General features: G+C 72.1%; 25 protein-coding genes and 2 pseudogenes. 13 read left to right on the forward strand and 14 right to left on the reverse strand.

Features of this window, described 5'->3' with window-relative positions:
* The first annotated feature begins 154 nt into the window (after nucleotides 1–154).
* The 6 genes and pseudogenes from IE287_RS33115 to IE287_RS33140 all read left to right on the forward strand — a co-directional run bounded on the left by IE287_RS33115 (nucleotide 155) and on the right by IE287_RS33140 (nucleotide 4,211).
* Complete coding sequence (locus IE287_RS33115) at nucleotides 155–1,582, forward strand: MBL fold metallo-hydrolase RNA specificity domain-containing protein (RefSeq protein WP_189852954.1); 1,428 nt, start codon at nucleotides 155–157, stop codon at nucleotides 1,580–1,582.
* Between the two features lie 93 nt (nucleotides 1,583–1,675).
* Nucleotides 1,676–2,146 carry a cyclic nucleotide-binding domain-containing protein gene (locus IE287_RS33120; protein WP_189852955.1) on the forward strand — a complete coding sequence of 157 codons (471 nt, stop codon included), beginning with the start codon at nucleotides 1,676–1,678 and terminating at the stop codon, nucleotides 2,144–2,146.
* A gap of 11 nt (nucleotides 2,147–2,157) precedes the next feature.
* Nucleotides 2,158–2,811 carry a CBS domain-containing protein gene (locus IE287_RS33125; RefSeq protein WP_189852956.1) on the forward strand — a complete coding sequence of 218 codons (654 nt, stop codon included), beginning with the start codon at nucleotides 2,158–2,160 and terminating at the stop codon, nucleotides 2,809–2,811.
* A gap of 53 nt (nucleotides 2,812–2,864) precedes the next feature.
* Nucleotides 2,865–3,361 (forward strand): annotated as a pseudogene (locus IE287_RS39555) (beta/alpha barrel domain-containing protein); the annotation flags it as partial.
* Nucleotides 3,362–3,388: 27 nt separating this feature from the next.
* Nucleotides 3,389–3,544, forward strand: a complete 156-nt coding sequence (locus IE287_RS39560) for a BON domain-containing protein (protein WP_373307954.1) — start codon at nucleotides 3,389–3,391, stop codon at nucleotides 3,542–3,544.
* Between the two features lie 4 nt (nucleotides 3,545–3,548).
* Entirely contained in the window at nucleotides 3,549–4,211 is a 663-nt protein-coding gene (locus tag IE287_RS33140) for a DUF4389 domain-containing protein (protein WP_189852981.1), read from the forward strand.
* Here IE287_RS33140 and IE287_RS33145 read toward each other — a convergent pair.
* From IE287_RS33145 to IE287_RS33170, 6 genes are all read right to left on the reverse strand, one after another.
* Entirely contained in the window at nucleotides 4,148–6,913 is a 2,766-nt protein-coding gene (locus IE287_RS33145) for a cation-translocating P-type ATPase (protein ID WP_189852957.1), read from the reverse strand. The two genes, IE287_RS33140 and IE287_RS33145, sit on opposite strands and share 64 nt — an antisense overlap.
* Entirely contained in the window at nucleotides 6,906–7,430 is a 525-nt protein-coding gene (locus IE287_RS33150; RefSeq protein WP_189852958.1) for an Rv1733c family protein, read from the reverse strand. The genes IE287_RS33145 and IE287_RS33150 overlap by 8 nt, the downstream gene beginning before the upstream one ends.
* A 116-nt stretch (nucleotides 7,431–7,546) precedes the next feature.
* Nucleotides 7,547–8,050: a flavodoxin domain-containing protein gene (locus IE287_RS33155; RefSeq protein ID WP_189852959.1), complete on the reverse strand. Its 504-nt coding sequence runs from the start codon at nucleotides 8,048–8,050 to the stop codon at nucleotides 7,547–7,549.
* Nucleotides 8,047–8,499, reverse strand: coding sequence for an Hsp20/alpha crystallin family protein (locus tag IE287_RS33160; protein ID WP_189852960.1), 453 nt, complete (start codon nucleotides 8,497–8,499; stop codon nucleotides 8,047–8,049). The genes IE287_RS33155 and IE287_RS33160 overlap by 4 nt, the downstream gene beginning before the upstream one ends.
* Before the next feature lie 476 nt (nucleotides 8,500–8,975).
* Entirely contained in the window at nucleotides 8,976–9,899 is a 924-nt protein-coding gene (locus IE287_RS33165) for a universal stress protein (protein ID WP_189852961.1), read from the reverse strand.
* The gene (locus IE287_RS33170; protein WP_189852962.1) at nucleotides 9,896–10,804 is read right to left on the reverse strand and encodes a universal stress protein; all 909 of its coding nucleotides are present in this window, start codon (nucleotides 10,802–10,804) and stop codon (nucleotides 9,896–9,898) included. The genes IE287_RS33165 and IE287_RS33170 overlap by 4 nt, the downstream gene beginning before the upstream one ends.
* 188 nt (nucleotides 10,805–10,992) lie before the next feature.
* Here IE287_RS33170 and IE287_RS33175 point away from each other — a divergent pair, with 188 nt between their 5' ends.
* Entirely contained in the window at nucleotides 10,993–11,853 is an 861-nt protein-coding gene (locus tag IE287_RS33175; protein ID WP_189852963.1) for a universal stress protein, read from the forward strand.
* Between the two features lie 52 nt (nucleotides 11,854–11,905).
* Here the strand turns inward: IE287_RS33175 and IE287_RS33180 are convergent, their stop codons facing one another.
* From IE287_RS33180 to IE287_RS33190, 3 genes are all read right to left on the reverse strand, one after another.
* Nucleotides 11,906–12,586, reverse strand: a complete 681-nt coding sequence (locus tag IE287_RS33180; RefSeq protein ID WP_189852964.1) for a helix-turn-helix domain-containing protein — start codon at nucleotides 12,584–12,586, stop codon at nucleotides 11,906–11,908.
* Nucleotides 12,583–13,497: a universal stress protein gene (locus IE287_RS33185; protein ID WP_189852965.1), complete on the reverse strand. Its 915-nt coding sequence runs from the start codon at nucleotides 13,495–13,497 to the stop codon at nucleotides 12,583–12,585. Before IE287_RS33185 ends, IE287_RS33180 begins: the two co-directional genes overlap by 4 nt.
* Before the next feature lie 413 nt (nucleotides 13,498–13,910).
* A complete protein-coding gene (locus IE287_RS33190) occupies nucleotides 13,911–14,171 on the reverse strand; it encodes a DUF1918 domain-containing protein (protein WP_189852966.1) in 261 nt (86 codons plus the stop codon).
* Between the two features lie 199 nt (nucleotides 14,172–14,370).
* Here IE287_RS33190 and IE287_RS33195 point away from each other — a divergent pair, with 199 nt between their 5' ends.
* The 3 genes from IE287_RS33195 (at nucleotide 14,371) to IE287_RS33205 (ending at nucleotide 16,704) form a co-directional block, all read left to right on the forward strand.
* Nucleotides 14,371–15,048 (forward strand): CBS domain-containing protein, encoded by a 678-nt coding sequence (locus tag IE287_RS33195; RefSeq protein ID WP_189852967.1) that lies wholly within the window; start codon nucleotides 14,371–14,373, stop codon nucleotides 15,046–15,048.
* A gap of 121 nt (nucleotides 15,049–15,169) precedes the next feature.
* The gene (locus tag IE287_RS33200) at nucleotides 15,170–15,847 is read left to right on the forward strand and encodes a CBS domain-containing protein (RefSeq protein WP_189852982.1); all 678 of its coding nucleotides are present in this window, start codon (nucleotides 15,170–15,172) and stop codon (nucleotides 15,845–15,847) included.
* Nucleotides 15,844–16,704: a universal stress protein gene (locus IE287_RS33205; RefSeq protein WP_189852968.1), complete on the forward strand. Its 861-nt coding sequence runs from the start codon at nucleotides 15,844–15,846 to the stop codon at nucleotides 16,702–16,704. The genes IE287_RS33200 and IE287_RS33205 overlap by 4 nt, the downstream gene beginning before the upstream one ends.
* Before the next feature lie 815 nt (nucleotides 16,705–17,519).
* Here IE287_RS33205 and IE287_RS33210 read toward each other — a convergent pair.
* Entirely contained in the window at nucleotides 17,520–17,777 is a 258-nt protein-coding gene (locus tag IE287_RS33210) for an SHOCT domain-containing protein (protein ID WP_189852983.1), read from the reverse strand.
* A 418-nt stretch (nucleotides 17,778–18,195) separates the two neighbouring features.
* Between IE287_RS33210 and IE287_RS33215 the strand changes: the two genes are divergently transcribed.
* Both IE287_RS33215 and IE287_RS33220 read left to right on the forward strand, forming a co-directional pair.
* On the forward strand, nucleotides 18,196–18,933 hold the full coding sequence (locus tag IE287_RS33215) for an ABC transporter ATP-binding protein (RefSeq protein WP_189852969.1): 738 nt from the start codon (nucleotides 18,196–18,198) through the stop codon (nucleotides 18,931–18,933).
* A gap of 2 nt (nucleotides 18,934–18,935) precedes the next feature.
* The gene (locus IE287_RS33220; RefSeq protein WP_189852970.1) at nucleotides 18,936–21,872 is read left to right on the forward strand and encodes an ABC transporter permease; all 2,937 of its coding nucleotides are present in this window, start codon (nucleotides 18,936–18,938) and stop codon (nucleotides 21,870–21,872) included.
* A gap of 377 nt (nucleotides 21,873–22,249) precedes the next feature.
* Here IE287_RS33220 and IE287_RS38880 read toward each other — a convergent pair whose 3' ends face one another.
* The 4 genes and pseudogenes from IE287_RS38880 to IE287_RS33235 form a co-directional block, all read right to left on the reverse strand.
* Nucleotides 22,250–22,891 carry a tyrosine-type recombinase/integrase gene (locus IE287_RS38880; protein WP_229883892.1) on the reverse strand — a complete coding sequence of 214 codons (642 nt, stop codon included), beginning with the start codon at nucleotides 22,889–22,891 and terminating at the stop codon, nucleotides 22,250–22,252.
* Entirely contained in the window at nucleotides 22,873–23,385 is a 513-nt protein-coding gene (locus IE287_RS38885) for a tyrosine-type recombinase/integrase (protein WP_229883893.1), read from the reverse strand. Before IE287_RS38885 ends, IE287_RS38880 begins: the two co-directional genes overlap by 19 nt.
* Before the next feature lie 214 nt (nucleotides 23,386–23,599).
* Nucleotides 23,600–24,531 (reverse strand): annotated as a pseudogene (locus IE287_RS33230) (IS5 family transposase).
* 56 nt (nucleotides 24,532–24,587) lie between these two features.
* Nucleotides 24,588–25,061, reverse strand: coding sequence for a YxiG-like protein (locus tag IE287_RS33235; protein WP_189852971.1), 474 nt, complete (start codon nucleotides 25,059–25,061; stop codon nucleotides 24,588–24,590).
* Nucleotides 25,062–25,775: 714 nt separating this feature from the next.
* On the opposite strand from IE287_RS33235, the gene IE287_RS33240 reads away from it, so the two are divergent.
* Nucleotides 25,776–26,581, forward strand: an 806-nt coding sequence (locus IE287_RS33240; RefSeq protein ID WP_189852972.1) for an ABC transporter substrate-binding protein, incomplete at its 3' end; no start/stop codon positions are given.

The raw sequence follows: 26,581 nt of genomic DNA on the forward strand, positions 1-26,581 counted from the left end.
TCCCACCGTCAGGCTCGCTCCGCGTCACCTCCGCGCGCATGGGCCGGTCGGTCCCCGGCCAGGGCCCCTCGGGCCCCTGGCCCGCGGCTCCGGGCGGCGCGAGGGTGGAGTCGGACCGGTGCGGCCGGCCCCTTGCCCGAAGGAGGGCCCTCCCATGTCCGAGGCAGCAGCGCACACCGTCCCGTCGGTGCCGCGCCCCGCCCTGCTCAGTTTCCTGGGCGGCGTGGGGACGGTCACCGGCAGCAAGTTCCTGGTCGAGAGCGACCATGCCCGGATCCTTGTCGACTGTGGTCTCTTCCAGGGTTTCGCGAAGCTGCGGCGGCGCAACTGGGACCGGTTCGCCCGGGACGCGGCCGACGTCCGCGCGGTGGTCATCACCCACGCCCATCTGGACCACTGCGGCTATCTGCCGCGCCTGGTCAGGCAGGGATTCCGCGGGCCGATCCTCGCGACCCCGCACACGGCCCGGCTCGCCGGAATCGTGCTGCGGGACAGCGCCCGGCTCCAGATGGAGGCGGCCCGCCACGCCGACGAGCACGGCTGGTCCAAGCACCGTCCGGCGAAACCGCTCTACGACGAGACCGACGTCGACAGGACGCTGTCCTTCTTCGACCCGATTCCCGTCGGGGCGGACGTGGAGATCATGTCCGGCACCCGGCTGACGCTCCACCACGGCGGGCACATCCTCGGCTCGGCCTGGGCCCGCCTCACCCTGGAGGACGGACACACCCTGGCCGTCTCCGGCGACCTGGGGCGCCCCGGGCACCCGTTGTTGCTGCCGCCGGAACCGTTCTCCGGCGCCGACGTGCTGCTGGTGGAGTCGACGTACGGCGACCGCCGCCACGACCAGGAATCCGCCCGCTCGGAGTTCGCCTCGGTCATCGGGCGGACCCTCGTACGGGGCGGCACCGTCGTGATCCCGGCCTTCGCGATCGACCGCACCGAGGTCGTCCTCCACGAACTGACACGGCTGCGCGAGACGGGCGTCCTGCCCCGCTCGGTGCCCGTCTACGTCGACAGTCCCATGGCCCTGGCCGCGCTCGACGTCTACCGCGACGCCTTGCGCGAGCACTCTCCCGAGCTGCGGCCCGAGATCCTCGCCCGGGGCGAGGCCGCGCTGAGCCCGGCGCCGTTCCTCGCCGCCCGGACCGTCCAGGAATCCATCGACATCAACAGCGCGCACGGCCCCGCCGTCATCGTCTCCTCCGCCGGCATGGCCACCGGCGGCCGCGTCCTGCACCACCTCCACAGGCTCCTGCCCGACCCGCGCAACGCCGTCGTCGTGGTCGGCTTCGCCGCCGCCGGAACCCGCGCCCGGGACCTCGTGGACGGGGCCCGCACGCTGAAGATGTTCGGCGAGTACGTGCCCGTACGGGCCGAGGTCGCCGACGTGCCCCACTTCTCCGCCCACGCCGACGCCGCTCAGATCGTCGACTGGCTCCGAAACGCCCCCGCCCCGCACACCACCTACATCGTGCACGGCGAACCGGCCGCCTCCGCGACGCTGCGCGACCGCATCGACCACGAACTGGGCTGGACGGCCGTCGTGCCCCGCTCCGGCGAGGCCGTCCTGGTCCGCTGAGACGGGCCCATCGGCCCCTGGACGGGGCCCTCGCGGCCCTGCCTCCCGTGGCACGCTTCACGGGATCCTGCAGGGGAAGGGCTGGAGGACACCATGACCACCACGCGGACCCTGCTGGACGATCTTTCCCCGGAAGCCCGGACTCGGCTCCTGGAGCACTCCCGCCCGGTCCGTTTCGACGCCGGCGTACGCATCTTCCGCGAGCGGCAGCGCGCCGACCGCTTCTGGATCATCCAGACCGGCCGGGTGGAGCTCGACACCCACGTACCGGGCCGCCGGGACGCCACCGTCGACACCCTCGTCTGCGGCGCGCTCCTCGGCTGCTCCTGGATCATGCCGCCGTACGTCTGGCACCTCGGCGCCACGGCGGTCACGGTGGTGCGTGCGCTGGAGTTCGACGCCCGGGCGGTCCGGGAGCTGTGCGACCGGGACCCGGCCATCGGGGAGGTGGTGTTCGCGTGCGTCGCCGCGACGATGGCCCGCCGGCTGCTGACTCTCCGTGGCCGCCTGCTCGACGGCCTCGTTCCCCGGCACGGCAGCGAATTCCTGGCCTACGCCCGTTGAAGGAGACAGCCATGACCACACGACCGTCCACCGTCGCCGACGTGATGACCAAGAAGGTCGTCGCCGTCCGGCCCGACGCCTCCTTCAAGGAGATCGTCACCGCGATGGAACGCTGGAAGGTGACCGCGCTGCCCGTCCTGGAGGGAGAGGGGCGGGTCGTCGGTGTCGTGTCCGAGGCGGACCTGCTCCTCAAGGAGGAGTTCCACGACCACCGCCTGGGCATGGTCGAGCAGCTGCGGCGACGCGACGCCACCGCCAAGGCCGGTTCCGACCGGGCGGTGGAGCTGATGACCACGCCCGCCGTCACCGTACGGCCGGAGGCGTCCCTGCCCCGGGCGGCCCGGCTCATGGCCACCCGCCGGGTGAAGCGGCTTCCCGTCGTCGACGCCGACGGGATGATCCAGGGCGTCGTCAGCCGCTCCGACCTGCTCAAGGTCTTCCTCCGGTCCGACGAGGAACTCGCCGACGAGGTCCGCCGCGACGTCGTGGCACGCCTGTTCCCGCTCTCGCGGGACCGGATCGAGGTCCGCGTCGACGCCGGTGTGGTGACCCTGACCGGCGACGTGCGCGACAGCACGCTCATCCCGCTCGCGGAGCGGCTGACCCGGGCCGTCGAAGGCGTGGTGGACGTACGGTGCGCCCTCACCCTCGCCACCGGGGCATGAACGCGGCGGCGCCTCCCCGTGCGGGGCGCCGGCCGGCCGCGCATGCTCGAAGCATGTCCGAGGTGACGACCACCGACCTGTACGAGGTCACGATGGCGCTCTCGTACCTGCGGGAGGACATGCGGGCACCGGCCACGTTCAGCCTCTTCGTACGGGACCTTCCGCCGGGGCGGGGCTTCCTGGTGGCCGCCGGCCCGGAACCGTCCCTGGACCACCTCGCCCGGTTCCGGGTCGGCGCCGCCGACGTCGAGGAGTTCGCGACGGCGCTGCGGCGACCCGTCGCGGATCTCGCACCGCTGCGCGCACTCTCCTTCGACGGGGAGGTGCGGGCCGTGCCGGAGGGACGGCTCGTGCTCGCGGGCGAGCCGCTGCTGGAGGTCACCGCGCCGCTCCCCACCGCTGCACGCGTGTTCTCCGATCTCGGGCTCGCCGAGGGGTGCGCGATCCGGCTCGACAGCGGCGACCTGGGGCGCCGGCCCGCCGGGCCAGCGCCACGCTCGACGCCGCCGGGCTGGAGGGCGTCCGGATCATCGCGAGCGGCAGCCTGGACCTCGGTCTGCACCCCTCCGACGTCACCGTGGAGGTCGAGGACGGCCGGGTCACCCTCAGCGGCACGGTCCGGCGTCCCGGACTCGTGCCCGTCCTCCTCAGGCCCTGCAACAGCATCGACGGGGTGGTGGGGGTCGTGGACCGGCTCCGGCGCGACGACCGGACCTCCAGCACAGGGAAGTAGCGACATGGACACTCCTCGGACACTCCCCCCGCCCGTCCGCGTGACGGCCTCACTCGACGCCCCGCTCTCCCGGTGGCTGTGGCTGGTCAAGTGGATCCTCGCGATCCCGCACTGGATCGTGCTGTTCTTCCTGTGGATCGCCCTCCTCGTCGTGACGGTGATCGCCTTCTTCGCGATCCTGTTCACCGAGCGGTACCCGCGACCCCTGTTCGACTTCGCCCTCGGCGTGCTGCGCTGGTCGTGGCGGGTCTCGTACTACTCCTACGGCGCGCTCGGCACCGACCGCTACCCGCCCTTCAGCCTGGGCCCCGAACCCGACTACCCGGCCCGGCTCGACGTCGCCTACCCGGAGCGGCTCTCCCGCTCGCAGGTGCTCGTCAAGTGGTGGCTGCTGGCGATCCCCCACTATCTGGTCCTGGCGTTCCTCACCGGCGGCATGCGCGCCGGATGGTGGAGCGGCGGCCTGATCACCCTGCTCGCGGTCATCGCAGGCTTCGCCCTCGCCTTCACCTCCCGCTACCCCCGGGATCTGTTCGACCTGGTCGTCGGCCTCAACCGCTGGGTCCTCCGGGTCGCCGCCTACGCGAGCCTCCTGACGGACGCCTATCCGCCCTTCCGCCTCGACCAGGGCGGGGACGAGCCGGCGCCGGCGGAGAAGTCCCTCTGACGCCGCCGGGCGCGGCGCGCCTCGTCCACGCCCCAGACCAGCAGCGGGAAGGCGGCGATGAGCAGGACGACGTCCCAGGGGAGCGGTGCCGTACCGAAGACCTGCCGCAGGGGCGGCGCGTAGACGAGCGCGGCGGTGAAGCAGAGTTCGAAGGCGATGCCCACGAGCAGCAGCGGGTTGGACAGGACCCCGATCTCGCGGAGCGCGGCGTGGTCGGTGCGGGCGGCGAAGGCGGTGCCGACCTGGCAGGTGACGATGCCGGCGAACGTGGCCGTCGTCGCCGTCACGTAGGCGCCGTGAAGGGGGGTCCCCTCGCCGGTGGGGTCGCCGGGCTGCCACCCGGCACGCCAGAGGACGTAGAAGAATCCGGCCATCACGAGGACGGCCGAGACCAGGCCCAGGTAACCCCAGCTGCGGACGAGCATGTCGCGTGAGATGACGCTCTGGTGCCGGGGGCGGGGCGGACGGCGCATCACACCGGGTTCGGAGCGCTCCCTGCCCAGCGCGAGGGCGGGGAGGGTCTCCGTGCCGAGGTCGATGGCGAGGATCTGGAGCACGGTGAGCGGAAGGGGCACGGCGCCCGCCGAGAGGGCGAAGACGAGGAAGGGCACGATCTCCGGCGTGGCGTGGGCGAAGATGTAGACGATGAACTTGCGGACGTTGTCGTAGACGCGGCGCCCGGATTCGACCGCGGTGACGATGGTGGCGAAGTCGTCGTCGGTGAGCACCATGGCCGCCGCCTCGCGGGCCACGTCCGTACCGGACCGGCCCATCGCCACCCCGATGTGGGCGCGGTGCAGGGCGGGGGCGTCGTTGACCCCGTCGCCCGTCATGGCGACGATCCGGCCGTGGGCGCGCAGGGTGTCGGCGACCTTGAGTTTCGTCTCGGGCGAGGAGCGCGCGAAGACGATCTCGGCGTCGTCCTCGACGAGGAGCCGGTCCAGTTCGCCGTCGTCCAGGGATTCGGAGGCGGCGACGACCTCCAGTCGGGGCTTGCCTATGCCCACCTCCCGCGCGATCGCGGCGGCCGTTGCGCCGTTGTCCCCCGTCACGACGTGCACGCGCATCCCGGCCTCGTGGCAGCGGCGGACGGCGGCCGCGACCTCGGCACGCGGCGGGTCGTACAGACCGACCAGGCCCAGCAGGGTCAGGCCGACTTCGGCGTCCTGCCGCCGGGCGGGCGTCTCCCCGTCCGGCCCGAGGTCACGGACGGCGACCGCCAGGACGCGCGTGCCTGCCTCGGCGAGTTGCCGCGCCGCTGCTCGGGCCGCCTCTCCATCGGGCCCGGGCGACACCCGCTCCAGAACCGCTTCGGGGGCTCCCTTGACCACCACCCGGGCGGTCCCGGAGTCCCCCGGGTCCTGGACGACGGACATCATCCGGAGTCGTGGGTCGAACCGGAAGAGGGCCTGCCGCCGCCCGTCGCGCCGGTCGAGGTCCACCGGCGCTCCGATGGCGGCGGCCCCCTCCACGAGGGCGGACTCGGTGGGGTCGCCGTGCAGCTCGCCGTCCGTGTCCCGGGTGACCGTGGTGCACTCGGCGGCGGCCCGCACCAGGGCCTGTGCCCAGGGCCCCGCGTCCGTGCCGTGACCGGGGGTCCAATGAGCCCTCAGATGCATGCGGTTGCGGGTGAGGGTGCCGGTCTTGTCCGTGCAGATGACGCTGGTGGAGCCGAGGGTCTCGACCGCGCTGAGCCGTTTGACCAGGGCGCCCTGCCGGGCCAGGGCGCGCACACCGACGGCGAGGGCGAGGGTGATCGTCGGCAGCAGTCCTTCGGGGACGTTGGCGACGAGGAGCCCGATGGCGAACATCAGCGAGTCGGTCACCGGCAGGCCGACCGCCACGCCGACGACGAGGAAGACGACACCCATGCCCGTGGCGACGCCGGCGATGAGCCAGGCCACCTTCTTGACCTGTCGCTCCAGGGGGCTCGGCTCCCGTCCGGTCCGCTGACTGAGGGCGGCGATCCGTCCCAGCTCGGTGCGGTCCCCGGTGGCGAAGACGACGGCCCGGGCCTGTCCCTCGACACAGGTGGTCCCGCTGAAGACGAGGTTGGGCTCCTCCAGGAGGGGAGCGCCGAGCAGTCCGGCCACCGCCACGCGTTCCGCCGGCACCGACTCCCCCGTCAGCATCGACAGGTCCACCTCCACCCCTCCCTCGGTGACCCTGCCGTCCGCCGGTACCTTGTCCCCCTCCTCCAGGACGATGACGTCGCCCGGCACGAGGTCACGGGCCTCCACGGTGAGCGGCCGCCCGTCGCGCACCACGAGGGCGTGCTCGGGCAGGTAGCGGGCGAGGGTCTCCACCGCGCGTTCCGCCTGGCGTTCCTGGAGCAGCGCGAAGCCCGCGTTGACGAGGACGACCGCGAGGACGGCCCAGCCGAGCACGGCCAGGTCCGCCACGAAGGCCAGGGCGGCCGCGGCCCACAGCAGCAGGGCCAGGGGATGTGCCAGCTGGACGGCCGCCTCCCGCCAGACCGGGGCGCTCGCCTTGCGGCGCACCTCGTTCGGGCCGTGCACCGTGAGACGGCGGGCCGCCTCACGGGCGGACAGCCCGTCCGGGCCGGTGGCCAGCTCACGCCGGAGGCGGGGAAGGGGCTCGCTCGGATCGAACGGGAGCGCATCGGCGGTCGGCCGGGACGTGCTCGGATGGCGGTCGGCGACGCGACCGGTCACGGTCCGGCCGGCGCCGTCGTCAGACATCGTCCGTCCCTGGGCCGCTCTCCCTCCGGAGGCGGCCGGACCAGACGGGCTCGACCTGCTCCCACTCCCGCTCCAGGGCCGCGAGAGTACGGCCGTCGACCCTCCGTCGCAGGAGGGCGAGGACCCCGGCTCCGGTGGCGGCGACCGCTCCTGCCGTGGCGGCGCCGCCGGCGAGGGAGGTCAGCATGATGTCCGACGAGCTGCCGGCCCGCCGGACGGCGGTGCCCGAGTCGTCCACGGTGACGGTCACGGCCCGTCCCCGGGGCGTCCCTGCGGGGACCTCGACGGTTCCGGTGCGGCGGACCCCGTCCGGGTACTCCCACAGGGCGGGGGCGATGGCGCGGTTCGCCGCACCGCTCCGCGTCAGGGCGGACGGTTCCCTGGCGGCCTCCGTGGTCGTCGCCGTGACCTGGTGTAGCTGGGCGGCGCGGGCGCGCTCCGTCCGGGCTCCGAAGTCCCACAGGTATCCGGCGGCGATCGTGCCGCAGAGCAGGGCGAGGGTCAGGATGACAAGCACGGCCGTCCGGCGCCCCGTGCCTCCGCGTGACGGTGGCGGGTCGGTGCGGGGCGGTTCGCGTTCGGTCATGACACGCCTCCGGGCGCTCGTCTTCCCTCGGGCGGGAAGGCCGGGACTCAGCCGTCCTCTTCGAGTGCGGCTCCGATGCGGTGGGCCCACGCGCGGACGCGGGCCGGGTCGCGGAAGTCCCCGCCCTTGCCCTTGCGGACCATGGCCCGGGCGATGAGGTTCGGGTTGTCGGCGGTGAGGGCTCCCTCGAAGGTGGCGTGCTCCCTCGCGCCCAGCTGCTTCATGCGGCGGGCGACCCCGGGTACGGGCGGGATGTCGTGCTGTTCGGCGGAGCTGTCGACGGGGCCGCTGCTGAAGAGCCAGACGGGGCGGTGGCGGAGCTGTTCGGCGTTGCGGCGGGCGCACTTGCGCGCCTTGCCGTTCCAGCGTCCGGCGTAGAGCGCCCCGCCGAGGACGACGCCGTCGTAGCCGCTGACGTCGGTGACCGCGTCGGCCGGCCGTACATCGGTGTCGAATCCGTCGTCCTGGAGGGTCCTGCCGATCTCGTCGGCGATTCCGGCCGTCGCGCCGTGTCTGCTGCCGTAGGCCACGAGGACGCGCTTCGTGGTCATGACCGGTCCTCCTCGCCGTCGGCGGCCCTCTTGACGCGGATGGTCCGTGTCGTGCGGGTCTCCGGGGCGGGCATCGGGACGCGCACGGTGAGGATGCCGTCCGTGTAGGAGGCGTCGACGTCGTCCGCGGGGATGGTGTCGGGGAGGCGTACGGTCCGGCGGAACGCGCCGTAGCGGAATTCCGAGTGGTCCTTGTCCTCGGCGCTCTCCCGGTGCTCGGCGCTCACGGTGAGGAGGTTGTCGTCGACCGTGAGGCTGATGTCGTCCGGGTCCATGCCGGGAAGTTCGGCCCGCAGCGTGTACGCGCCGTCGTCGCTGGTGACCTCGACCGGAATGGCGTGGGCGGCCGTGGCGGGGCGCCATCCGGGGAGGCCGGGGAACTCCCGGCCGAACCAGGTGTCGAGGTCGGGGAGGAAGCTGTGCCTGCGTTCCGGCTTGGCTCCGGTCATCGTCCTGCTCCTCTTCCATGGTGCCGGGTGCCGCCCCGGCGGGGGCGGAGGGACCGCCTCCGCCCTTCCAGGCTGCTGTCCGTCCGGCGCGCGGCGCAGTGTCGAAAGGGGCTGTCGGAGAGGGCCGAACGGTCCCGTCCCCGAGGGGCCCGACCGGCCCTTGGGGGTCCGGCGTCCTGGTGGGTCGTTCACCGGGCCAGGTCGCGGCGGCGCGGGAGGACGTGCGCGGCGAGGAGGCCCGCCGTGCCGACGCCCACCAGGACGGTGAGTCGCGACCACGGGGCGGCGGCGAACGACGGATCGTCGCTGGGGCCTGGGCCGCACAGGCTGACGGGGCGGCCCGCGGGGTGGGCGCGGGCGGCCGGCTTCCGAATGCCGCGGACGGCGGCGGGGTCGCTCTCGCCGGAGACAAGGGCGAGGGATCTCCTCTTCCACCAGCCTCGGGCCCGGCGTGCACGGTGCCCAGTGCCGGGCGGTCAGCCCTGTGGAGGCCGGCTGGGCTTCACGGGAGGAGGCCGTTCGGCTCGGCTCCGGGGGTGGTCGCCCCGGAGGCCCGGGGTGCCGGAAGGGACGGTGATCACCGGGCAGTCGGCGTGGTGCAGGAGTCCGTGGACCGTCGATCCGAGGCGCATGCCCGTGTAGCCGCCGCGCCCCGTCCGACCGACGACGAGAGCGAGGGACTCCCTTGCGGCCAGGCCCAGCTGCTCGACCGGATGCCCGCGGACCACACTCCGGTCGATGTCCGTGTCGGGGTACCGCTCCGCCCAGCCGGCCACGGCCTCCGCGAGGAGGCGACGCCGCTCGGCCAGGCCCGCCTCGGTGTCCTCGCGGGCGAGGACCGGCCGGGGCCAGACCCAGACCGCTCTCAGTCGCGCCTCGCGCAGACTCGCCTCGCGGACGGCGAACGCGACGGCCTCCCGGCTCTGTTCGCTGCCGTCCACGCCGACCACGAGGGTGGGCGGATGGATTTCGGTGTGCTCCGGCGCCCGGACCACGACGACGGGGCAGGGGGCGCGCGCGGCGAGCGGGACGACCACCGAGTTCTCGCTGAGCAGTTCGGCGGCCCTGCCGAGCCGGCGCGACCCGACCACCACCAGGTCGGCCGCGGCCGCCCGGGTGAGCAGCACCGTGGCCGGCGCCCCGTCCACGAGTTCCGAGGTCGTCGTCAGAGTGCCGTGAAGCCTGCGGACGAGTTCCTCGACGTCGGCGAGGGCGGACTCCGCGCGCATCCGCAGGGCGGTGCGGTGACCCAGGGCGTCGTACCTCAGCCGGTCGTGGACGGGGGGTACGGCGACGACGAGACGCAGCCTCAGGCATCTGCGGGCGGCCTCGTCCGCGGCCCACACGAGGGCGGGGACGGAGAGCTCCGCGGGGTCCACTCCGAACAGGAGGTCGTTCACGGGGCGTCGCCGCCGCGCGTCCCGAAGTCGACGGGGACGATCTCCACGGGGCAGTGGGCGTGGTGGATGAGGGCGTGGGCGACGCGTCCGAGGGCCGGGCCCACGCCGAGGGGCCGGTGTCCGCGGCCCATCACGACCAGGTCGGTGTGGGCGCTCGCCTCGACCAGGATCCCGGGGGTGGAGGTCCCGGTCTCGACGTGGTGGGTGACGATCAGGTCGGGATACCAGGCGCGGACGCGGTCGGCGAGGACCTTCACCTCGTGCACCCGGCGGTGCGCGGCTCCGTCGAGGTCGTCGAGCATGGTGGCCACGTCGCCGACGTGCGTGAGGATGTTCCACACGCTCAGCAGGCGGAGCGGAACCTTGCGGACGTCCGCCGCGGCGGCGGCCAGGAGCAGCCACCCCAGGTCGTCGGCATCGCGGACCGCCGCGGTCACGGAACCGCCCTCGGGACGGTCCGCCTCGCCGCGCACGACGACCACCGGTACGTCCGCGCGCGCGGCCACGCCCAGTCCCACGGAGCCGAGCAGGAGGGCGGAGAATCCTCCGAGGCCCCTGCTGCCGAGCACGATCGTCTTCTCGCCGCCGGCCGCCTCCTGGAGTGTGTCGAGCGGTTCCAGTCGCCCGAGCAGCCGGGTGACGACAAGGTCCGGGAAGCGTTCCCGCACCGCCGCCTCGGTCTCGATCAGCAGATCACGGCCGGTCTCCCGGACGGCCTGGATCGTCTCGGCGTCGCTCCAGTAGGCACGCAGGTCGGTGTCGGCGGCGTGGACGAGGTGCAGGGGGCGGGACCGTCGGTCCGCCTCCGCGGCGGCCCAGAGAGCGGCCGTCCGGGCCGAAGGAGACCCGTCGATCCCCACGACGACGTCGGTCAGCTCGGGCCGGACGGGGGTCTCGCTGCTCATGACTCCTCCTCGGGAGTACGCCCGGGGCACGTAGGGCGCCCGGAAGGACGGCACTCCTCACGCTGACACCGGCCGGCGCCGACCGCGAGGGGCCGTTCGGCCCCGATGCGGACCTGCCCGGCCCTCACCGCGAGGTACCGCGCCGGACGAGCCTGGTGTCATCGACGGCGACGGCCGAGGAGGCAGTGATGACAGCGCAGGTCACCGTGGGACTGGACGGCTCGGAGGAAAGCCTCGCCGCGGCACGCTGGGCCGCGGGGGAAGCGGTTCTCCGTGAGGTTCCGCTCCGCCTGGTGCACGTGGAGGAATGGCCGAGCACTCCGGAGATCCCGGTTCCCCACGTCCGGACGCTGTACGAGCGGGCCGAGACGCTTCTGCAGGACGAGGCGGACCGGGCCGGGAAGGAGCATCCCGACCTGGAGGTCACCACGGAGCGGGTGCGCGGGCGGGCCGCGGACGAACTGGTCGCGGCGGCGGACGAGGCCGACCTGCTGGTGCTCGGGTCGCGCGGGCTCGGCGGCGTCCTCGGCTTCGTCGTGGGCTCCGTCTCCCTCGCTGTCGTCGGCGCGGCCCGGCGGCCGGTCGTCCTCGTGCGCGCACGGCGCCCGGACCCGGTGGCGTCCGCCCACGGGATCGTGGTCGGGGTCGATCTCCACCACCCGTGCGACCCCCTGCTGGCCTTCGCCTTCGAGGAAGCCGCCCGACGGCGCGTTCCGCTGCGGTTCCTCAGCACCTGGACGGTGCCGGCCTCCTACGGCTACGCGGGGGTGGTGGACCCGGGGATCGGCGAGGAGGTGGGCGCCGGCGTCCGCGTCGGACTCGACGAGCTCCTGTCTCCGTGGCGTAGCCGCTATCCGGGAGCCGACGTCACGGTCAAGGCGGTCGTGGGCTCGCCCGCCTACCAGATGACCGAGGCGTCGCGGGAGGCGGAACTCGTCGTCGTGGGGCGCCGCGCCCGCCGGCTGCCGGTCGGCCCGCACGTCGGCCACGTGACGCACGCGGTCGTCCACCACAGCCCGGCGCCGGTGGCGGTCGTCCCGCTGGGATGAGCGTGCGGGTGTGGGGCGGCCGGCCGGTCCGCCCCACACCCGCACGCTCGTTTCACCTCCCGGGCGCGCCGGGCACGAGGATCCGCCGGCCCGTGACACGACGCGGCACGAGCCTCACGACGGTGTCCCGCCCGTCCCCGGTCCAGGGCCGTACGGTCACGGCCCGGCTCGTGCCCATGGCCTCGGCCGGGTCGGAGAGCGTGTGCACCGGGCCGACGAGCAGAACGCTCCAGCCTCGGCGGAACGCCTCGTCCAAGCGGTCCTCCTCGAAGGCGACCTCGTCGCCGGCGGCGGCTGCCCGGCCTAGAGCGGACTCCGGCGCGGTCGAGATGACCAGGCTCTCGTCAAGCACCTGGTAGTTGACCGGGAAGACCGCGAGACCGTCGGCCCCCTCGACACCGATCCGGCCGACGCCGCGCTCGTCGAGCAGGGACCAGCACTCCGCCTCCTCCAGTTCCACGAGCTCCGGCCGGCTTCCCGGCGGCGCCCCGCCGGGAGCGAGGTCGGCCGTGAGACCGGTCAGCTCCTGGATGGTCGTGTCCAAGGCGTGGGCGAGGCGGACCAGGAACTCGATGCCGGGCGTGGGCAGCTGCTCCTCCACATAGGCGATGTACCCGGGGGAGGATCCGGCCCGCTCCGCCACCTCTTCGCGGGACAGTCCGAGCTGTCGTCGTCGCGTCGCGACGCGATGGCCGAGGTCGCTCCGTCGACGCCGGTCGTCGGTGGTGTTCATCGCGCGCTCCCTTCCGAAACTGCTTCCGCGGTGACGTGTGACAGCTGCGGTACGACGGCGACCGGGCACATCGCGTGGTGCAGGGCCCGGTGGGCCACCCTGCCGAGCTGGAGGCCGACGAGTCCCTCGCGTCGGCGGGCGCCGAGCACGAGGAGGTCGGCGGCGGCCGAGCGCTCGGTCAGCACCCGGTGCGCGGCCCCTTCGACGCTGCTGCGGCGCACCCGTACCCGCGGGTGTTCGCGCGCACGCACGGCGAGTGCCTTGTCCAGGGTCTCCGACGCCTCCTCCGCGAGGTACACCCCGGCCTCTCCGCGCAGGAGCGGGTGGTCGAGCGGGTCGTGGAGCGGCCGGCGCCAGGTGCGCACCGCGTCCAGCTCCGCGTCGCGGACCGCCGCCTCGCGGAAGGCGAACGCGACCGCCGGAGAGTCGACGTCATGGTCGCCGACCCCCAGGAGGATCCGCCCGTGGCGTGCTTCCAGCGCCTGCCGATCCCCTCGCACGACGACGACGGGGCACGACGAGCGGGCGGCCACGACGAGGCCGACCGAGCCCAGCAGGAGGTCGCCGAGTTCGGTGCGTCCGCGCGCCCCGACGACGACGCCCCGCGCCTCCCGCCCCTCCCTGAGCAGGGCACCCGCCGCGTCCTCCGCGGCGACGTCGGTGCTGAGGGGGAGCCCGGGAGCACGCCGGCGGGCGCGTTCCGCGGCCTGGTCGACGATGTTGTCGGCGAGTACCTGGCCCCACGGCCGGTCGGTGGTCCAGGTGGGCGCGGCGCCCTCGTACCGCTCCCACAGGGAGGCGTACACGATCCGCAGCGGGCACCCTCGCCGTACCGCCTCGTCGACGGCCCAGTCCAGGGCCGTCAGACCGGGATCGGAACCGTCGACGCCGACTACCAGGGGGGATTCCATCCTGCCCACCGCCTTCCGGTCATGTGAGGGCCTGTTGTCACGCTCGCACCGGTCGAAGGGGAGGGACAGGGCCGACCGGTCCCCCTTCGGGGCCCTGTCCGCCCACATGCTGACCGGCCCGGAGCGGGCCCAGTCGGGCCCTGGGCGCGGCCCGGGCCCGCACGGTGGGCGAGAATGCCGGGCGGTGTCGTGAGCGGGGGGCGATCTGTTGAACGTCCGCCTCCGCTCGACGCCGAACTCGCCGACGAGGCACGTCGCGAACAGCTCGGGTTCCCGAGGTCCGAGGACGATGCCGTGCTCGGCGTACGGAGCACGGGCGACGCGTTGACCTCACCGGCCGGCGGCTGGAGGCCGCCGATCTGACGGAGCGCCTGAACAAAACGGACCTCGGTGCCGTGGGTACCGAGTGGGGTTCACCGTCGAGGCTCGGCCGTCCGGCCGGCGCGGGCGAAATGCTGGACGCGCGCGTCCGGGCCGGGGAAGACGAGGGTGATCCGCCCGGTGTCCGACCAGCGGACGTCGAAGGGCGGAGTTCCGTCCTCGTGGTGCAGCGCCACGACCTCCCCGTCGCGTCCCTCGTCCCCGACAGTGGCACCACCGACGATCAGGCGATCGCCGACGCGAGCCCACAGGCCGGCGCGGGGAGGGCTGTGCCGAGCTCCGGTGCCGTTCATGACTGCCTCCTCCCGGCAGAGGGGCCGCAGGACGGCGTCCTCGCGACCGCGCCGCCTCCCTCCACCCTGCGGTCCTGCCCCGCACGCCCCATAGGGGCCAATGGTCCCGGAAAGGTCCCGTTCGGCACTCCTTCGGAGGGCGTCGGCACCGCAGGGTGGGATTCGGCGGGGGATGTCCGCTCCGCCGAGGAGGAGCGTCATGCAGCACCGCACCGTCTTCGAGGTGATGACGCACCGCGTGGTCACCGTCTCCCCCGGCACACCCTTCAAGGAGATCGCGCGCCTCCTCGTGGAGCACGAGATCTCGGCGGTGCCGGTCGTCGGCGAGGACCGGCGTCTCCTCGGCGTAGTCTCGGAGGCCGATCTGCTGCGGGACACCTCCGAGCTGCCCGATCTGGAGGGCCGCCGGGCAGGGGTCCGGCTGCTGTCCCGGGAGCGGGGTCTCCCCGAAGCGGAGACGGCGGCCGATCTGATGACGTCACCGGCCGTCTCGGCACAGCCCGGCTGGAACCTCGTCGAGACGGCGAGGACGATGGACCGCGAGAGAGTGAAGCGGCTGCCCGTGGTCGACGAGACCAGCCGTCTGGTCGGCATCGTCAGCCGCGCCGATCTGCTGCGGCCCTTCCTTCGCGACGACACAGCGATCCGGGACGAGATCGAGCACGACGTACTGGACGACACCCTGCGCCTCGCTCCTGACGCGCTCCGTGTCGCCGTCTCCGGCGGGGTCGTCACCCTGACCGGCCGGGTCGACGAGCGCGCGGACATCCCCGTGATCGTCAGACTGTGCCGTTCCGTGGACGGGGTCGTCGCCCTGCACGAAACGATCGATTACGCGTACGACAACCTGGCCCTCGACGTGGAACCGCCGCGATGAGCGCCGCTACCTACACATCCGGTGAGGGCAGAGGGCGGCTACCCGGCCCTGGTCGCTTGGGGCTGCTGCGCCGATGGTCCGGTGACGGGTGTGAAGGAGCCCGTCACGGAAGGAGCGGATGATGCGACACCGTAAGGTCGAAGAGCTGATGACCCGTGAGGTGGTGAGCGTCGACGGCGACACGCCGTTCAAGGAGATCGTGCGGACGCTCGCGGGCCGTAGCGTCGCCGCCGTGCCGGTCGTGGACGGGTCGAACCGGGTGATCGGCGTCGTCTCCGAGGGCGACCTGCTGCGCAAGACGGCCGATCAGACGGCCGCCGGAGACGTCGCAGCCGTACCCGGACTGGAGGCGTGGGAGCGGGCGAAGGCGGAGGGGACGCGCGCCGAGGAGCTGATGTCCGCCCCCGCGGTGTGCGCACGCCCCGACTGGACGGTCGTGGAGGCCGCGCGTCTCATGGAGGTACAGGGTGTCAAGCGCCTCGTGGTCGTCGACGACCAGGACCGGCTCGTGGGCGTCGTGAGCCGCCGGGACCTGCTGGCGATCTACCTCCGGGATGACGACGACGTCCGCCGCGAGATCACGGAGGACGTCCTCGCCGGCGCGCTCGCGCTCGATCCCGCCGCCGTGGACGTCGTGGTGAAGGAGGGACGGGTCACGCTCTCGGGCGAAGTGTCGTCCCGAGCGATGCTCCCGGTGATCGAGCGACTGTGCGCGACGGTCGACGGCGTGGTCTCCGTATCGCTGACAGGACTCGGGCACAAGGACGATCACGTCTCGCCAGGAGGTGGACGGTCATGACGCAGGACATCGTGGTCGGTGTCGACGGGACGGAGGAGGCGGACACCGCAGCGCACTGGGCGGCGTCCGAGGCCCGGCTCCGCGGCGGCGGGGTCTGTCTGGTGTACGCGCGGGAGACATGGCCGGGACCGCCCGCCCTGCTCAAGGCGCAGGAGACCGAGGCGGCCTGGGCCGGGGACATGCTCGCCCGGACCGCCGACGAGCTGCGCACGCGCTGTCCGGGCCTCAGGGTGACCACCCGGCTGGCCTCTTCGGGCCCTGTGTCGGCGCTCGTCGCGGCGGCCGAGGCGGCCGATCTGGTCGTCCTCGGTTCGCGCGCGCTGATCGGCGGTGCCGGCTATCTGGTCGGCTCGGTCGGTCTCGCTGTCGCCGGCACCGCCGACTGCCCCGTCGTCCTCGTGCGCGGTGCGGTGGATGAAGCCGAACCGGTCGGCCCGATCACGGTGGGGGTCGACGTGGAGGAAGCGTCCAGCGACGCCGTCATGGGGTTCGCCTTCGAGGAGGCCACCCGGCGGCGTACCGGCCTGACCGCCGTTCACGTCCTGCGGCTTCCCTTCTACGCAGCGTTCGGGCCGGCCGTGGTGCCGGACCTCCGGATGACCGTGGCCCCTGACCTCGAGCGTTCGCTGGAGAACCTCCTCGCCCCTTGGCGTGCCCAATACCCCGGCGTGCGTGTCACGGCGAGCGTGGTGCTCGGATCCGCGGGACGAGAACTGGTGCGGATGACCGACGGAACCGGCCTCGTCGTCGTGGGACGGCGTACGCGCCGTTCCGCCATGGGCGCGCACACCGGCAGCGTCGCGCACGCCGTGCTGCACCACAGCCGAGCGCCTGTCGCCGTCGTGCCCCACGACTGAACACGGATCCCGCGTGCCGGGGTGCGAGGGCCGGCTGTCCGTCCGTGATCCCGTCGGGGGGTTCTCCGATCTGGATCACGACGCGTTCGCGATCGCCCCGGAGACCGCCGCCGGAGTGGGCGACGATCCTCCGTCGCCGGCGTGTCGAGTTCGACTTCGTAGGCCCGGACCGAGCCAACCGCTTGGACAGGCAGACCGGTTCCGTGCCGATCTCGTCCGCCGTGCCGCGCCGGGCACAGGCCGCGCCACCGTGGCGGACGACCCACGCAACGGCCGTGGTCCGTGGGGTACGGCGGCTGGGCACGGGGCACTCGACGGGCGCCCTGCAGCCGGGCGACGTACGCGGTCTTCCACCGGGCCACGGAGGAGTCGGCGCCTTCGGCGATCCCGATGAAGGGCCGCAGGCCCGCTTGCTCCGCCGGAGAGGTGGGTTTGCCGTCCGCCGCCGCTTACCCCACCGCCCGATCACCGTCTCTGGGTATGCGGAACGCAGCGGGATGGTTCCGCTCAGCGCATCGCAGGCGTCACCGGTGCGGGCGGGCCCCGCCGGACGCGACCCGGTGCCTTCTCCCTCAGCAGCCGGTCGGCGCACGCACCGGGATCGCCCTCCTCACCGCTACCGGTCACGACCGCTCTCGTCCTGCCCCCCCGCCGCCCACCTCACCGCCACGGGGGGAACCGGCTCTGCTCCACCCGTGCGGTCCGGAGGCCGTGACCTCTTCCCGGACGTCTTCGGGACCGAGGTCGGCGATCGCTTCGCGCCATACGTCCCCGGCGCGGACTCCCCGTCCATCTCGTCGCCCCTCCGGCACGGTCTACGGCTCTCCGCTCCGAAGAGCGCTCAGCCGCCTCCGGTACTCCTCCTCGTCGATCTCCCCGCGGGCCAATCGTTCTCCGAGGATCCGCTCCGGCTCCCTGGGGCCGTCCTGACGCGCAGGACGTTCCGCGGCCCGGTCCAGTACTCGGAAGATCAACACGACGGCGGTGATCAGGAGCCCCCAGAAAAGGATCATTCCTGCCGACATGGCAAACCAGCCCCATCCGTTCATGCCGTCGCCGTTCCAGAACATCATGGCCACTCACGCTCCCGAAGGCCGGGCCGATCCCTGCCGGGCGGAACCTCGGCCGTTTCGACGTCCTCACCCTCACGGTGCGCCGCTCGTCGCTCCGCGCACAGGGCCGGTCAGTCCCTCGCGGAACCCAATCGGCCCTGGAGAAGGACAAGTGACCTCTGGAGCTGTCCCTCCGGCCCACCGGCAGGGCTGCGCACCGACGGGGCGAGCGACTCCGGGAGCACCACGCTCCGAAGCATCGGAAGAGCCCCTTCGCCGAGGGCGACACCCGACCGCGAACGATGCTGTTTCCGACCACGACCGGAACTCACGACGACCCTCGGATCGCGCGCCGGCTTCGTCACAGGGCCGGTCGGCCCCGGGTACGGGACCGGACGGCCGTGGCGGCCGGGCGCCTCCGGGATCTCGAATGGAAGGCATGAACAGCGACCATCCCCTTCTGGTCGCCACGAAGGTCCGCAAGATCTACCGGACGGGCTCGGTGGCGGTCACCGCCCTGGACGATCTGGACCTCGTCGTGCGGCACGGGGAACTCGTGGCGGTGATGGGCCCGTCCGGCTCCGGCAAGACCACCCTGCTCAACTGTCTCTCCGGGCTCGACGACATCGACGGCGGCCGGGTCGAGATCGACGGCCACGACCTCTTCGCGATGCCGGACGCCGCACGCACGGAGCACCGGGCCCGCACCATGGGCTTCGTCTTCCAGTCGTTCAACCTGATCCCGGTCTTCTCCGCGGTGGAGAACGTCGAACTGCCCTTGCTGCTCGTGGGCACCCGGCCGCGGGAGGCGCGGCGGCGGGCCCTGGCCACGCTCGAACGGGTCGGGCTCGCCCATCGGGTCGAGCACCGCCCCAGCGAGCTGTCCGGCGGAGAACAGCAGCGCGTGACCATCGCACGCGCCCTCGTCGGACGGCCGGCCATCGTGTGGGCGGACGAACCGACCGGCAACCTCGACAGCGCCATGGCCACCCAGGTGATGGACCTGCTGTGCGACCTCAACCGCGACGAAGGCCAGACGATCGTCCTGGTCACCCATGACAGCGCCATCGGGGCGCGCGTCCCCCGCCTGATCCGGATGCGTGATGGGCGCTTGGTCGACGACGTCCGCCAAGCCGTGGCCGACCGGGCCGTGGAACGCGACGTCACACTGGGCTGATCATGTACCCGAACCTGCTCCTCCCCCTGCTCGTCGCACTGGCGCTCGCCCTCGCCGCCCTCGTCCTGGTCGCCGTCCGGCAGCCGGTGTCCCGCAGGCTGGCCTTCCGGCAGGTGGTCCGGCGACGTACCGAGGCCGCTCTGGTGATCGGCGGATCGATGCTCGGCACGGCCATCGTGATCGGGGCCCTGGTCGTCGGCGACACCCTGGACTTCTCCGTGCGGCAGGAGGCGTACCGGACCCTGGGCCCGGTGGACGAGCGCGTCATCGCCCCGCCCGGCCCGGCCGGAGACACCGTCGCGGAACGGCTGGCGGCCCTGACCGGTGACCCGGACGTCGACGGAGTCCTGACCGTCCGGGCGGCGCAGGCGTCCGCCCTCAGCTCCACCGCGGGCCACCCGGCCGCCGAACCGCGGGTCCTGGCCTGGCAGATGGACTTCGCCGACGCCTCCCGCTTCGGTGCGCCGGGCGGCGACCCGGGCCTGGACGGGCCGAACCCCGAGCCCGGACAGGTCGTGGTCAACGAACCGCTGGCCCGGTCCCTGAACGTACGCACCGGGGACCCGCTCATCCTGTACCTGTTCGGGACGCCCGGAACCTACCGGGTCGAACGCGTACTGCCGGAGCAGGGCCTCGCCGGTGTGGGTCTCGGAGGGCGACTGAACCGCAACGCGTTCCTGGCACCGGGGACCCTCGACGCCGCCGCCCGCGCGGCGGGCACGGAAGCCCGCTCGGTCACCTTCGTCTCGAACCGGGGCGGCGTCGAAGGCGGAAACGACCTGACCCCGCAGGCCACGGCCGACATCCGTGCCGCCTTGGGCCCCCTGGCCGAGCAGGCGGCGATCGACACGCCGAAGCAGACGGTGCTGCGGGACGCGAAGCAGGCCGGGGACTCTCTCGGCGCACTGTTCCTGATGATCGGGAGCTTCAGCATCATCGCGGGCGCCCTGCTCCTGGTGAACATCTTCGTGATGCTCGGCGAGGAGCGGAAGGCCCAGATGGGCATGGTGCGGGCGATCGGCATGAAACGCTCGCGGCTGGTCGGGTCCTTCACCCTCGAAGGGGCCGCCTACGCGCTGATGTCCGCGCTGCCGGGCGTCGGCATCGGGATCGCCGTCGGCTGGGGCGTCGCCGTGGTGGCCGCGGAGATCTTCCAGGGCTGGTCGGTCGGCGGCAGCAGCATCCGGATCGCCTTCGACGTCACTCCCACGAGCGTCCTCAACGGACTCGCCCTGGGGCTGCTCATCGCCCTCGCCGCGATCCTGGCGACCAGCGTCCGCATCAGCAGGTTCAACATCATCGCCGCCATCCGCGACCGCCCCGCCTCACCCGGCCGGGGACCGCGCCGCCGGCGGGTGGCGGTCGCGACCTCCCTGGCCGTCCTGTGTGCGGTCGCGGCCGTCCCGGCGGCGGCGCGCAGCCAGCCGGACGCGACCTACCTCCTGCCCGCCCTCGCCCTCGCCCTCGCCGCCCCGGCCCTGCTGCTCGTCCTGCCGCGGCACACCGTCACCACCCTCCTCGCGGGCGCGGTTCTGGCCTGGACTCTCCTGGCTCCCGTGGTGCGCCCCGGGATCTTCGACACGCCTTCGATGTCCGTCTACGTCATCCAGGGCGCTCTCGCCGCGTTCTCCGCGGTGATCCTCGTCAGCGACAACCAGAAGTGGGTGCTCCGCCCCGTACGGCGGCTCCTTGAGCGGCCGTCCGAGTCGGGCCTGGCCGCACGGCTCGCCGTCGCCTACCCGCTGGCGAAGCGCTTCCGGACAGGCGCGACACTCGTGATGTACACCCTGATCGTGTTCGTGCTCGTCCTGCTCACGGAGATCTCCGGGATCCTGCGCGCGGGTGTCGACGGAGTCGTCGACGACGCCACGGCGGGATACTCGCTCCGGCTCGACCACAACCCCCAGGTGGCGGGCGGCGACCTGGTCGACGAGCTGCGGAACAGCCCTTCCTCGTACGGGATCTCGGCCGTCACTCCCCTGCTGAACGCCACCGGCCGGGCCACCGACCCCGGGCACCGCGATCCCCGGCCTCTGGACGTCGCGGTCGTCGGCGTGCCGGACGGCGCGATCACGGGCATCACCTTCCGGGAACGGCTGCCCGGGCTCGCGACCGACCCCGCGGTCTGGGAGACGCTCGCCGCCGATCCCCGCTACGTCGTCCTCGACGGGTACTTCGGCAGCACGGGCGGCCCGGCCGGCGACTACTACGACCCCGGCGACACCCTCGTCGTCACCGACCCACGCACCGGGCGCAGCGAACAGAAGGTCATCGCCGGCGTGCTCAGCAACGGCATGGTCTTCTACCCCGGCACCGGCGCGAGCTCCACCACGTACCCCGTGGTGATGAACGAGGGCGCGGCGCGCGAGCTCTTCGGCGCGCAGGCGCAGAACGCCTCCGCACTGGTGAGGACCGCTCCCGGAACCTCCCCCGACGACCTGGCGACCAGGCTGCAGGGCGAGCAGCTCTCGTCCAGCCTGGTCGCCACGCCCATCGAGTCGGAGATCCGCGAGCAGTTCGACTCCAGCACGGCCTTCTTCCGCCTCATGCAGGGTTTCCTCGCCCTGGGACTGGGCGTGGGCATCACCGGGCTCGGCGTCGTCATGGTCCGCGCGGTGCGCGAACGCCGGCGCACCATCGGCATCCTGCGCGCCCTCGGCTTCCGGGCCCGGACCGTTCAGCGGTCCTTCCTCTGGGAGAGCGCCTTCGTCGCGGTCGAGGGAATCGTCCTCGGCTGCCTGCTGGGCGTGCTGACGACGTGGCTCATGTACCGGAACAGCGCCGCGTTCGCGGGCCTCGAAGGAGGCTTCCCCATCGAGTGGGCCGGCATCGGCGCACTGGGCGCGGCCACCTTCACCGCGTCGCTCCTGGCCACACTGGGCCCGGCCCGCCGAGCGGCCGCCATCCGCCCGGCCCGCGCGGTCCGCGTGACGGACTGACCCCACGAACGGCCGGGCGGAGCCAAAACCTCTGGATAATCCCTGTTTCGACCTGCCAACCCCGACCTTGCCTACCGGGCAGGCTCGTCACCAGTGCCGCCGAAGGTCCCGTCACGCACCTCCGACCTGACGCGCTCTGCGACCGACGCGGGTCATCATTCCCGGGGAGGGCCGTCCTCGTCTGTACGGCGCTCCCGCACCCGACGGCCCCGCAGTACTCCCTGCGTTGGCGAACGTGGGCCATCACCGAGATCCGGACCATTGCCGGACCGCGACGCCGATCGGCCACCCGCGTCGGTCGTCTTGACCGGTCAGGCAGCCTGCGCTTCCCATACCACCAGCAGACGAAGAACCTACTGTTCTTCCGAAGCCGGAAATCAGGCAGCTTCCCAGAGGCCGGCGTCGAGGATCCGGGCGGCCTTGGTGATGCTGTCCGGCATCAGGTGCCGGTAGGTCCGGTACGTCTCCTCGATGGACTCGTGCCCCATCCACTCCGCGACGTCGGTGATGGGGATGCCGTTCCCGAGCGCATTCGAGGCGAAATAGCGCCGGAAGCCGTACATCCCGACCCCTTCCTCCGGCGGCAGGTCTTTGAAGAGCTTCTTCACGCGCCGCCGCTCCATGCCCTCGGTGAAGTAGCCGCCCGGGCCGCGCAGCAGGTAGCCGCCCTTCGTGGTGCCGTGCCTGGCCTCGTACCGCTCGATCGCCTCCCGCACCGACCGCGGCAACGGCACCTCCCGGAACTCCCCCGCCTTGCGGTGCTTCAGCTTCGCCGGCCTCAACGTGTTGGAGTGGATCTGCTCGCGCACCCGGTACACGTCCTGGGCCACGACATTGTTGACGTTCGCGGCCCGCGCCTCACCGTTTCGCAGACCGCATCCCGCCATCATGACAATCTCCAGCGCCAGGTCCTCGTCGGCGACGGTCAGTGCTTTCGTCACGTAGGCGAGGGACGGGATGACCACCTGCTCACGCACGTACTCCGGCTCCTGCACCCCCTTCACCGGATCGTCGACCATGGCTCCCTTGGCGTACGCGTCCGAAGGATCGTCTTCAGAACCCGGAATATGTTCACCTGGTTCCCCCGGCCCACCCCGTCGCCCTCCATCTCGTCCAGGAACCGCTCGACCACCATCGGCGTGACCGAGTTCAGCTTCCGCGCCCCCAGACGGGGGACGATATGCACGTTGATCGAGCTGTCGACGTGCTCCCCCGTGGAGTAGTCCGTCATCCGGCGCTGCCGGGGCCGCCACTGCTTCGCGTACTCCTCGACCGTCAGCTGACCCAGCTCCCGGCGGGCCGCCGCCACCGACGGCGCCGTGGTCTTCTTCTCCGCGTACAGCTGCGTGAGGCGTTCGATCGTGTCGTCCTGCGTGCCGTAGCCGGATTCCTCGCGCTGCTTGCCCAGCGCGTCGCGGAAGCGGATCGAGTACGGGCGAGGGCAGCGGGTGGGCTTCGCGCAGTCGCAGTCCTTGAAGGAGGAACCCATGCCGCGGGCGAGCTGTCGGGCCATGTCACGCACCATCCGTTCCGGCCCAAGAACCTGCTCAGGCGCCGCACTGTCAGTCGAAGGTCAGCAAGCAAGAACACGTCCGGGACGCATGCTGACCGTTTGCTGACCTGAGGGGGGCACATGATGCCCCTGACCTGCGGCGACGCCAAATAGTCAGATCTTGGAGTTGATCATGGTGCGCAGCATGTTGAACTCCTAGGACTTGTCCGGGCGATCACGTGCGGAGCCAGATGGTGAGGGCTGCGGCGGTTGCGGTGCCGAGGTAGACGTACCGGCGCTTGTCGTAGCGGGTGGCCACGGCTCGGTGCTGCTTGAGCCGGTTGATGGCCCGTTCGACGGTGTTGCGTTTCTTGTACCGCTCTTCGTCGAACCCGGGTGGCCGGCCGCCGTGTGAGCCTTTGCGGAGCCGGGCGGCCTGGCTGTCGGATTTCTCCGGGATGGTGTGCCTGATGCCCCGGCGCCGCAGGTACTCGCGGCAGGGTCGGTTGCTGTAGGCCTTGTCGGCGGCGACACTGTCGGGCTTCTTGCGGGGCCTGCCCGGCCCGTTCTTCGGGACCCGGATCTTCTCCAGGACCGGCTTGAACTGGGTGCAGTCAGCCCGCTGACCTGGCGTAACGATCAGGGACAGCGGGCGGCAGCGGCCATCCGCGCTCAGGTGGAGCTTGGTGGTGAAGCCGCCGCGCGAGCGGCCCAGGCCCTCAACTCCCGCACCACCTCCACCAGGCGGGCGTGCAGGCTCTGCCACGGCGTTTCGTCCTGATGTTCTGGCTCTTCGGCCCCCTTTGAGGCGGGGGCGGGCGGTGGGTCGGTGCGGGCACCCGCCGCATGCTGATGCGCCCGCACGATGGTCGAGTCGACGGAGACGTCCCAGTCGATCTCCCCGGCCGCATCGGCCGCGGCCTGGACCTGTTGGAGCAGACGCTCCCAGGTTCCGTCGGCCGACCACAGCCGGTGCCGTTCGTAGACCGTCTTCCATGGCCCGAACCGTTCGGGCAGGTCACGCCACTGCACGCCGGTCCGCACCCGGTGCAGGATCCCGTCGATCACCTGCCGGTGGTCCCGCCACCGGCCACAACGCCTGTTGCTGACCGGCAGGAACGGCCGCAGCCGTTCCCACTCCGCATCACTGAGATCACCCCGCCCCATGACAGGAAGAACGACCCGGACAGGCGGCAGTCACAAGATCACACGAACCCTGATCCCTACTCCGCGACGAAGGGTGCGTATCCGGCCGGGACCTCGCTCACCTGAAGGTCCGAGAAGAGCAAGGTCAGGTTGTGCGCGTTGGTTTCGATGCGCACCTCGTGAAAGTCGATCCCGAGGGCCTTCGACCAGCGGCGGGTCGCCTCGGACTCAGGAAGGAGTTTGGCTCCCGGGTACAGGTCGTGCCACTTCACGCCCCAGACGTATCCGTCGAGGTCGACACCGGATTCGTGGTCGATGAGCCGGTCGTCCAAGGAGACCCGCCAGGTCTCCGCCGGCACCGACGTCTCACACCGAGCCTCAACGCAGTACCGGAAGAGATACCGCAGGTGGGACGGCACGATGCCAGCACGGGGATCAGCCGTCGCGTAGACGATGACCTCGTAGTCGCGCATGTAGTTGGTGTATCCGTGGTGCACGACAGCGTGATCGAAGGTCTCGTCCAGCATCTGCTCAAGTACGGCCGTATCCATGCCGCCCTTCTACCTCACTCGGCGAGACCTCCGATAGCGAGATCCACGGGTGTTGGGCGCCGTTGCCTCAGAGATCGCCCGGACAGGTCCTAGAAGGCGGCTCCCTGCCTGCTTCGCGCAGGTCAAGGGCGGTCTCGACTGTACACCGGCAGGTGCCGGACGATGTTTGTGAGGAACATCGCTCCGCCTAGGCGATACGGGCCCCACCTGGGCTTTCACGCCGTCACAGGCAGCTGTTCGGGCAATTCTCCGGGAACATGCTGCGGCTCACGCTGACCGAATGTCGACTCACCTGATGAAACGTCAAACGAACGAGGGGCAGCCACTTACCCGACGGCGTCGATCTTGCCGTCACGGACGGCGTTCGGTTCGGCCATCGGTTGCGGGGCGAACAAGCGCCGGTCCGGCCCGCAAGCCCCACGCTCGGGGTTCCACTCCGAGACGACGGCCTCGGCCTTGTGGCCCTCCGACGTGATGCGGTACGGGCCGGAGCCGGAATTGCCTGGGCCGACAAGGGGCTGAGGGGAGATGGGCGTCGTTCTGGCAGTTGACGCCCCTCCCGGGCGGTGTAACCATCGAGCCGCTGATGATTGCGTAAACATTCTCTGTCGCGCTTTCCCGGGCCGGGTATCTGGCCGACCGTGCAGCCATGCCCTCGGTGCGGGCGCAGCCACTCCCTCCGGCCCCTCCGGCCTCATCGATCAGGAGCAAACTATGGGCAACCGCACCAGCCGCAGACCGCTCGGCGCTCTCCTCGTGGTCTTCGCCGTCGGGATCGGCAGCACGGCGTGCGGCTCCCCCGGCCTCGACGGTGGTGGAACGGATCAGAAGGACATCCAGAACGCGCTGGAGAAGGGCGGGAAGGTGACGGTGTGGGCCTGGGAACCCACCCTGAAGAAGGTCGCGGCGGACTTCGAGAAGAAGTACCCCAAGGTCGACGTCGAACTCGTCAACGCCGGCACCGGAGACAAGCAGTACACCGCCCTGCAGAACGCCATCGCCGCCGGCTCCGGCGCACCCGACGTCGCCCAGATCGAGTACTACGCCCTCGGCCAGTTCGCCATCGGCAAGACCGTGGAAGACCTCTCCCCCTACGGCGCCCTCACCCATGCCAAGAGCTTCACGCCCGGCCCCTGGCACGCCGTCCACCAGGGTGAGGCCGTCTTCGCCCTCCCCATGGATTCGGGCCCCATGGCCCTGTTCTACAACAAGAAGGTCTTCGACAAGCACGGCGTCAAGGTCCCGACCACCTGGGACGAGTACGTGGAGGCGGCACGGACCCTCCACAAGGCCGACCCGAAGATCTTCATCACCAACGACACCGGCGACGCCGGCGCCACCACCAGCCTCATCCGGCAAGCGGGCGGGCGCCCTTACTACACCCGCGGGACCGACGTCAGCATCGACTTCGACGAGGAGGGCACGAGGAAGTACACCGCCACCTGGCAGAAGCTCCTCGACGAGAAGCTCGTCGCACCCATCAGCTCCTGGAGCGACGCCTGGTACAAGGGCCTGGCCGA

The sequence above is a fragment of the Streptomyces omiyaensis genome, from assembly GCF_014650895.1.
GTDB classification, from domain to species: Bacteria; Actinomycetota; Actinomycetes; order Streptomycetales; family Streptomycetaceae; genus Streptomyces; species Streptomyces omiyaensis.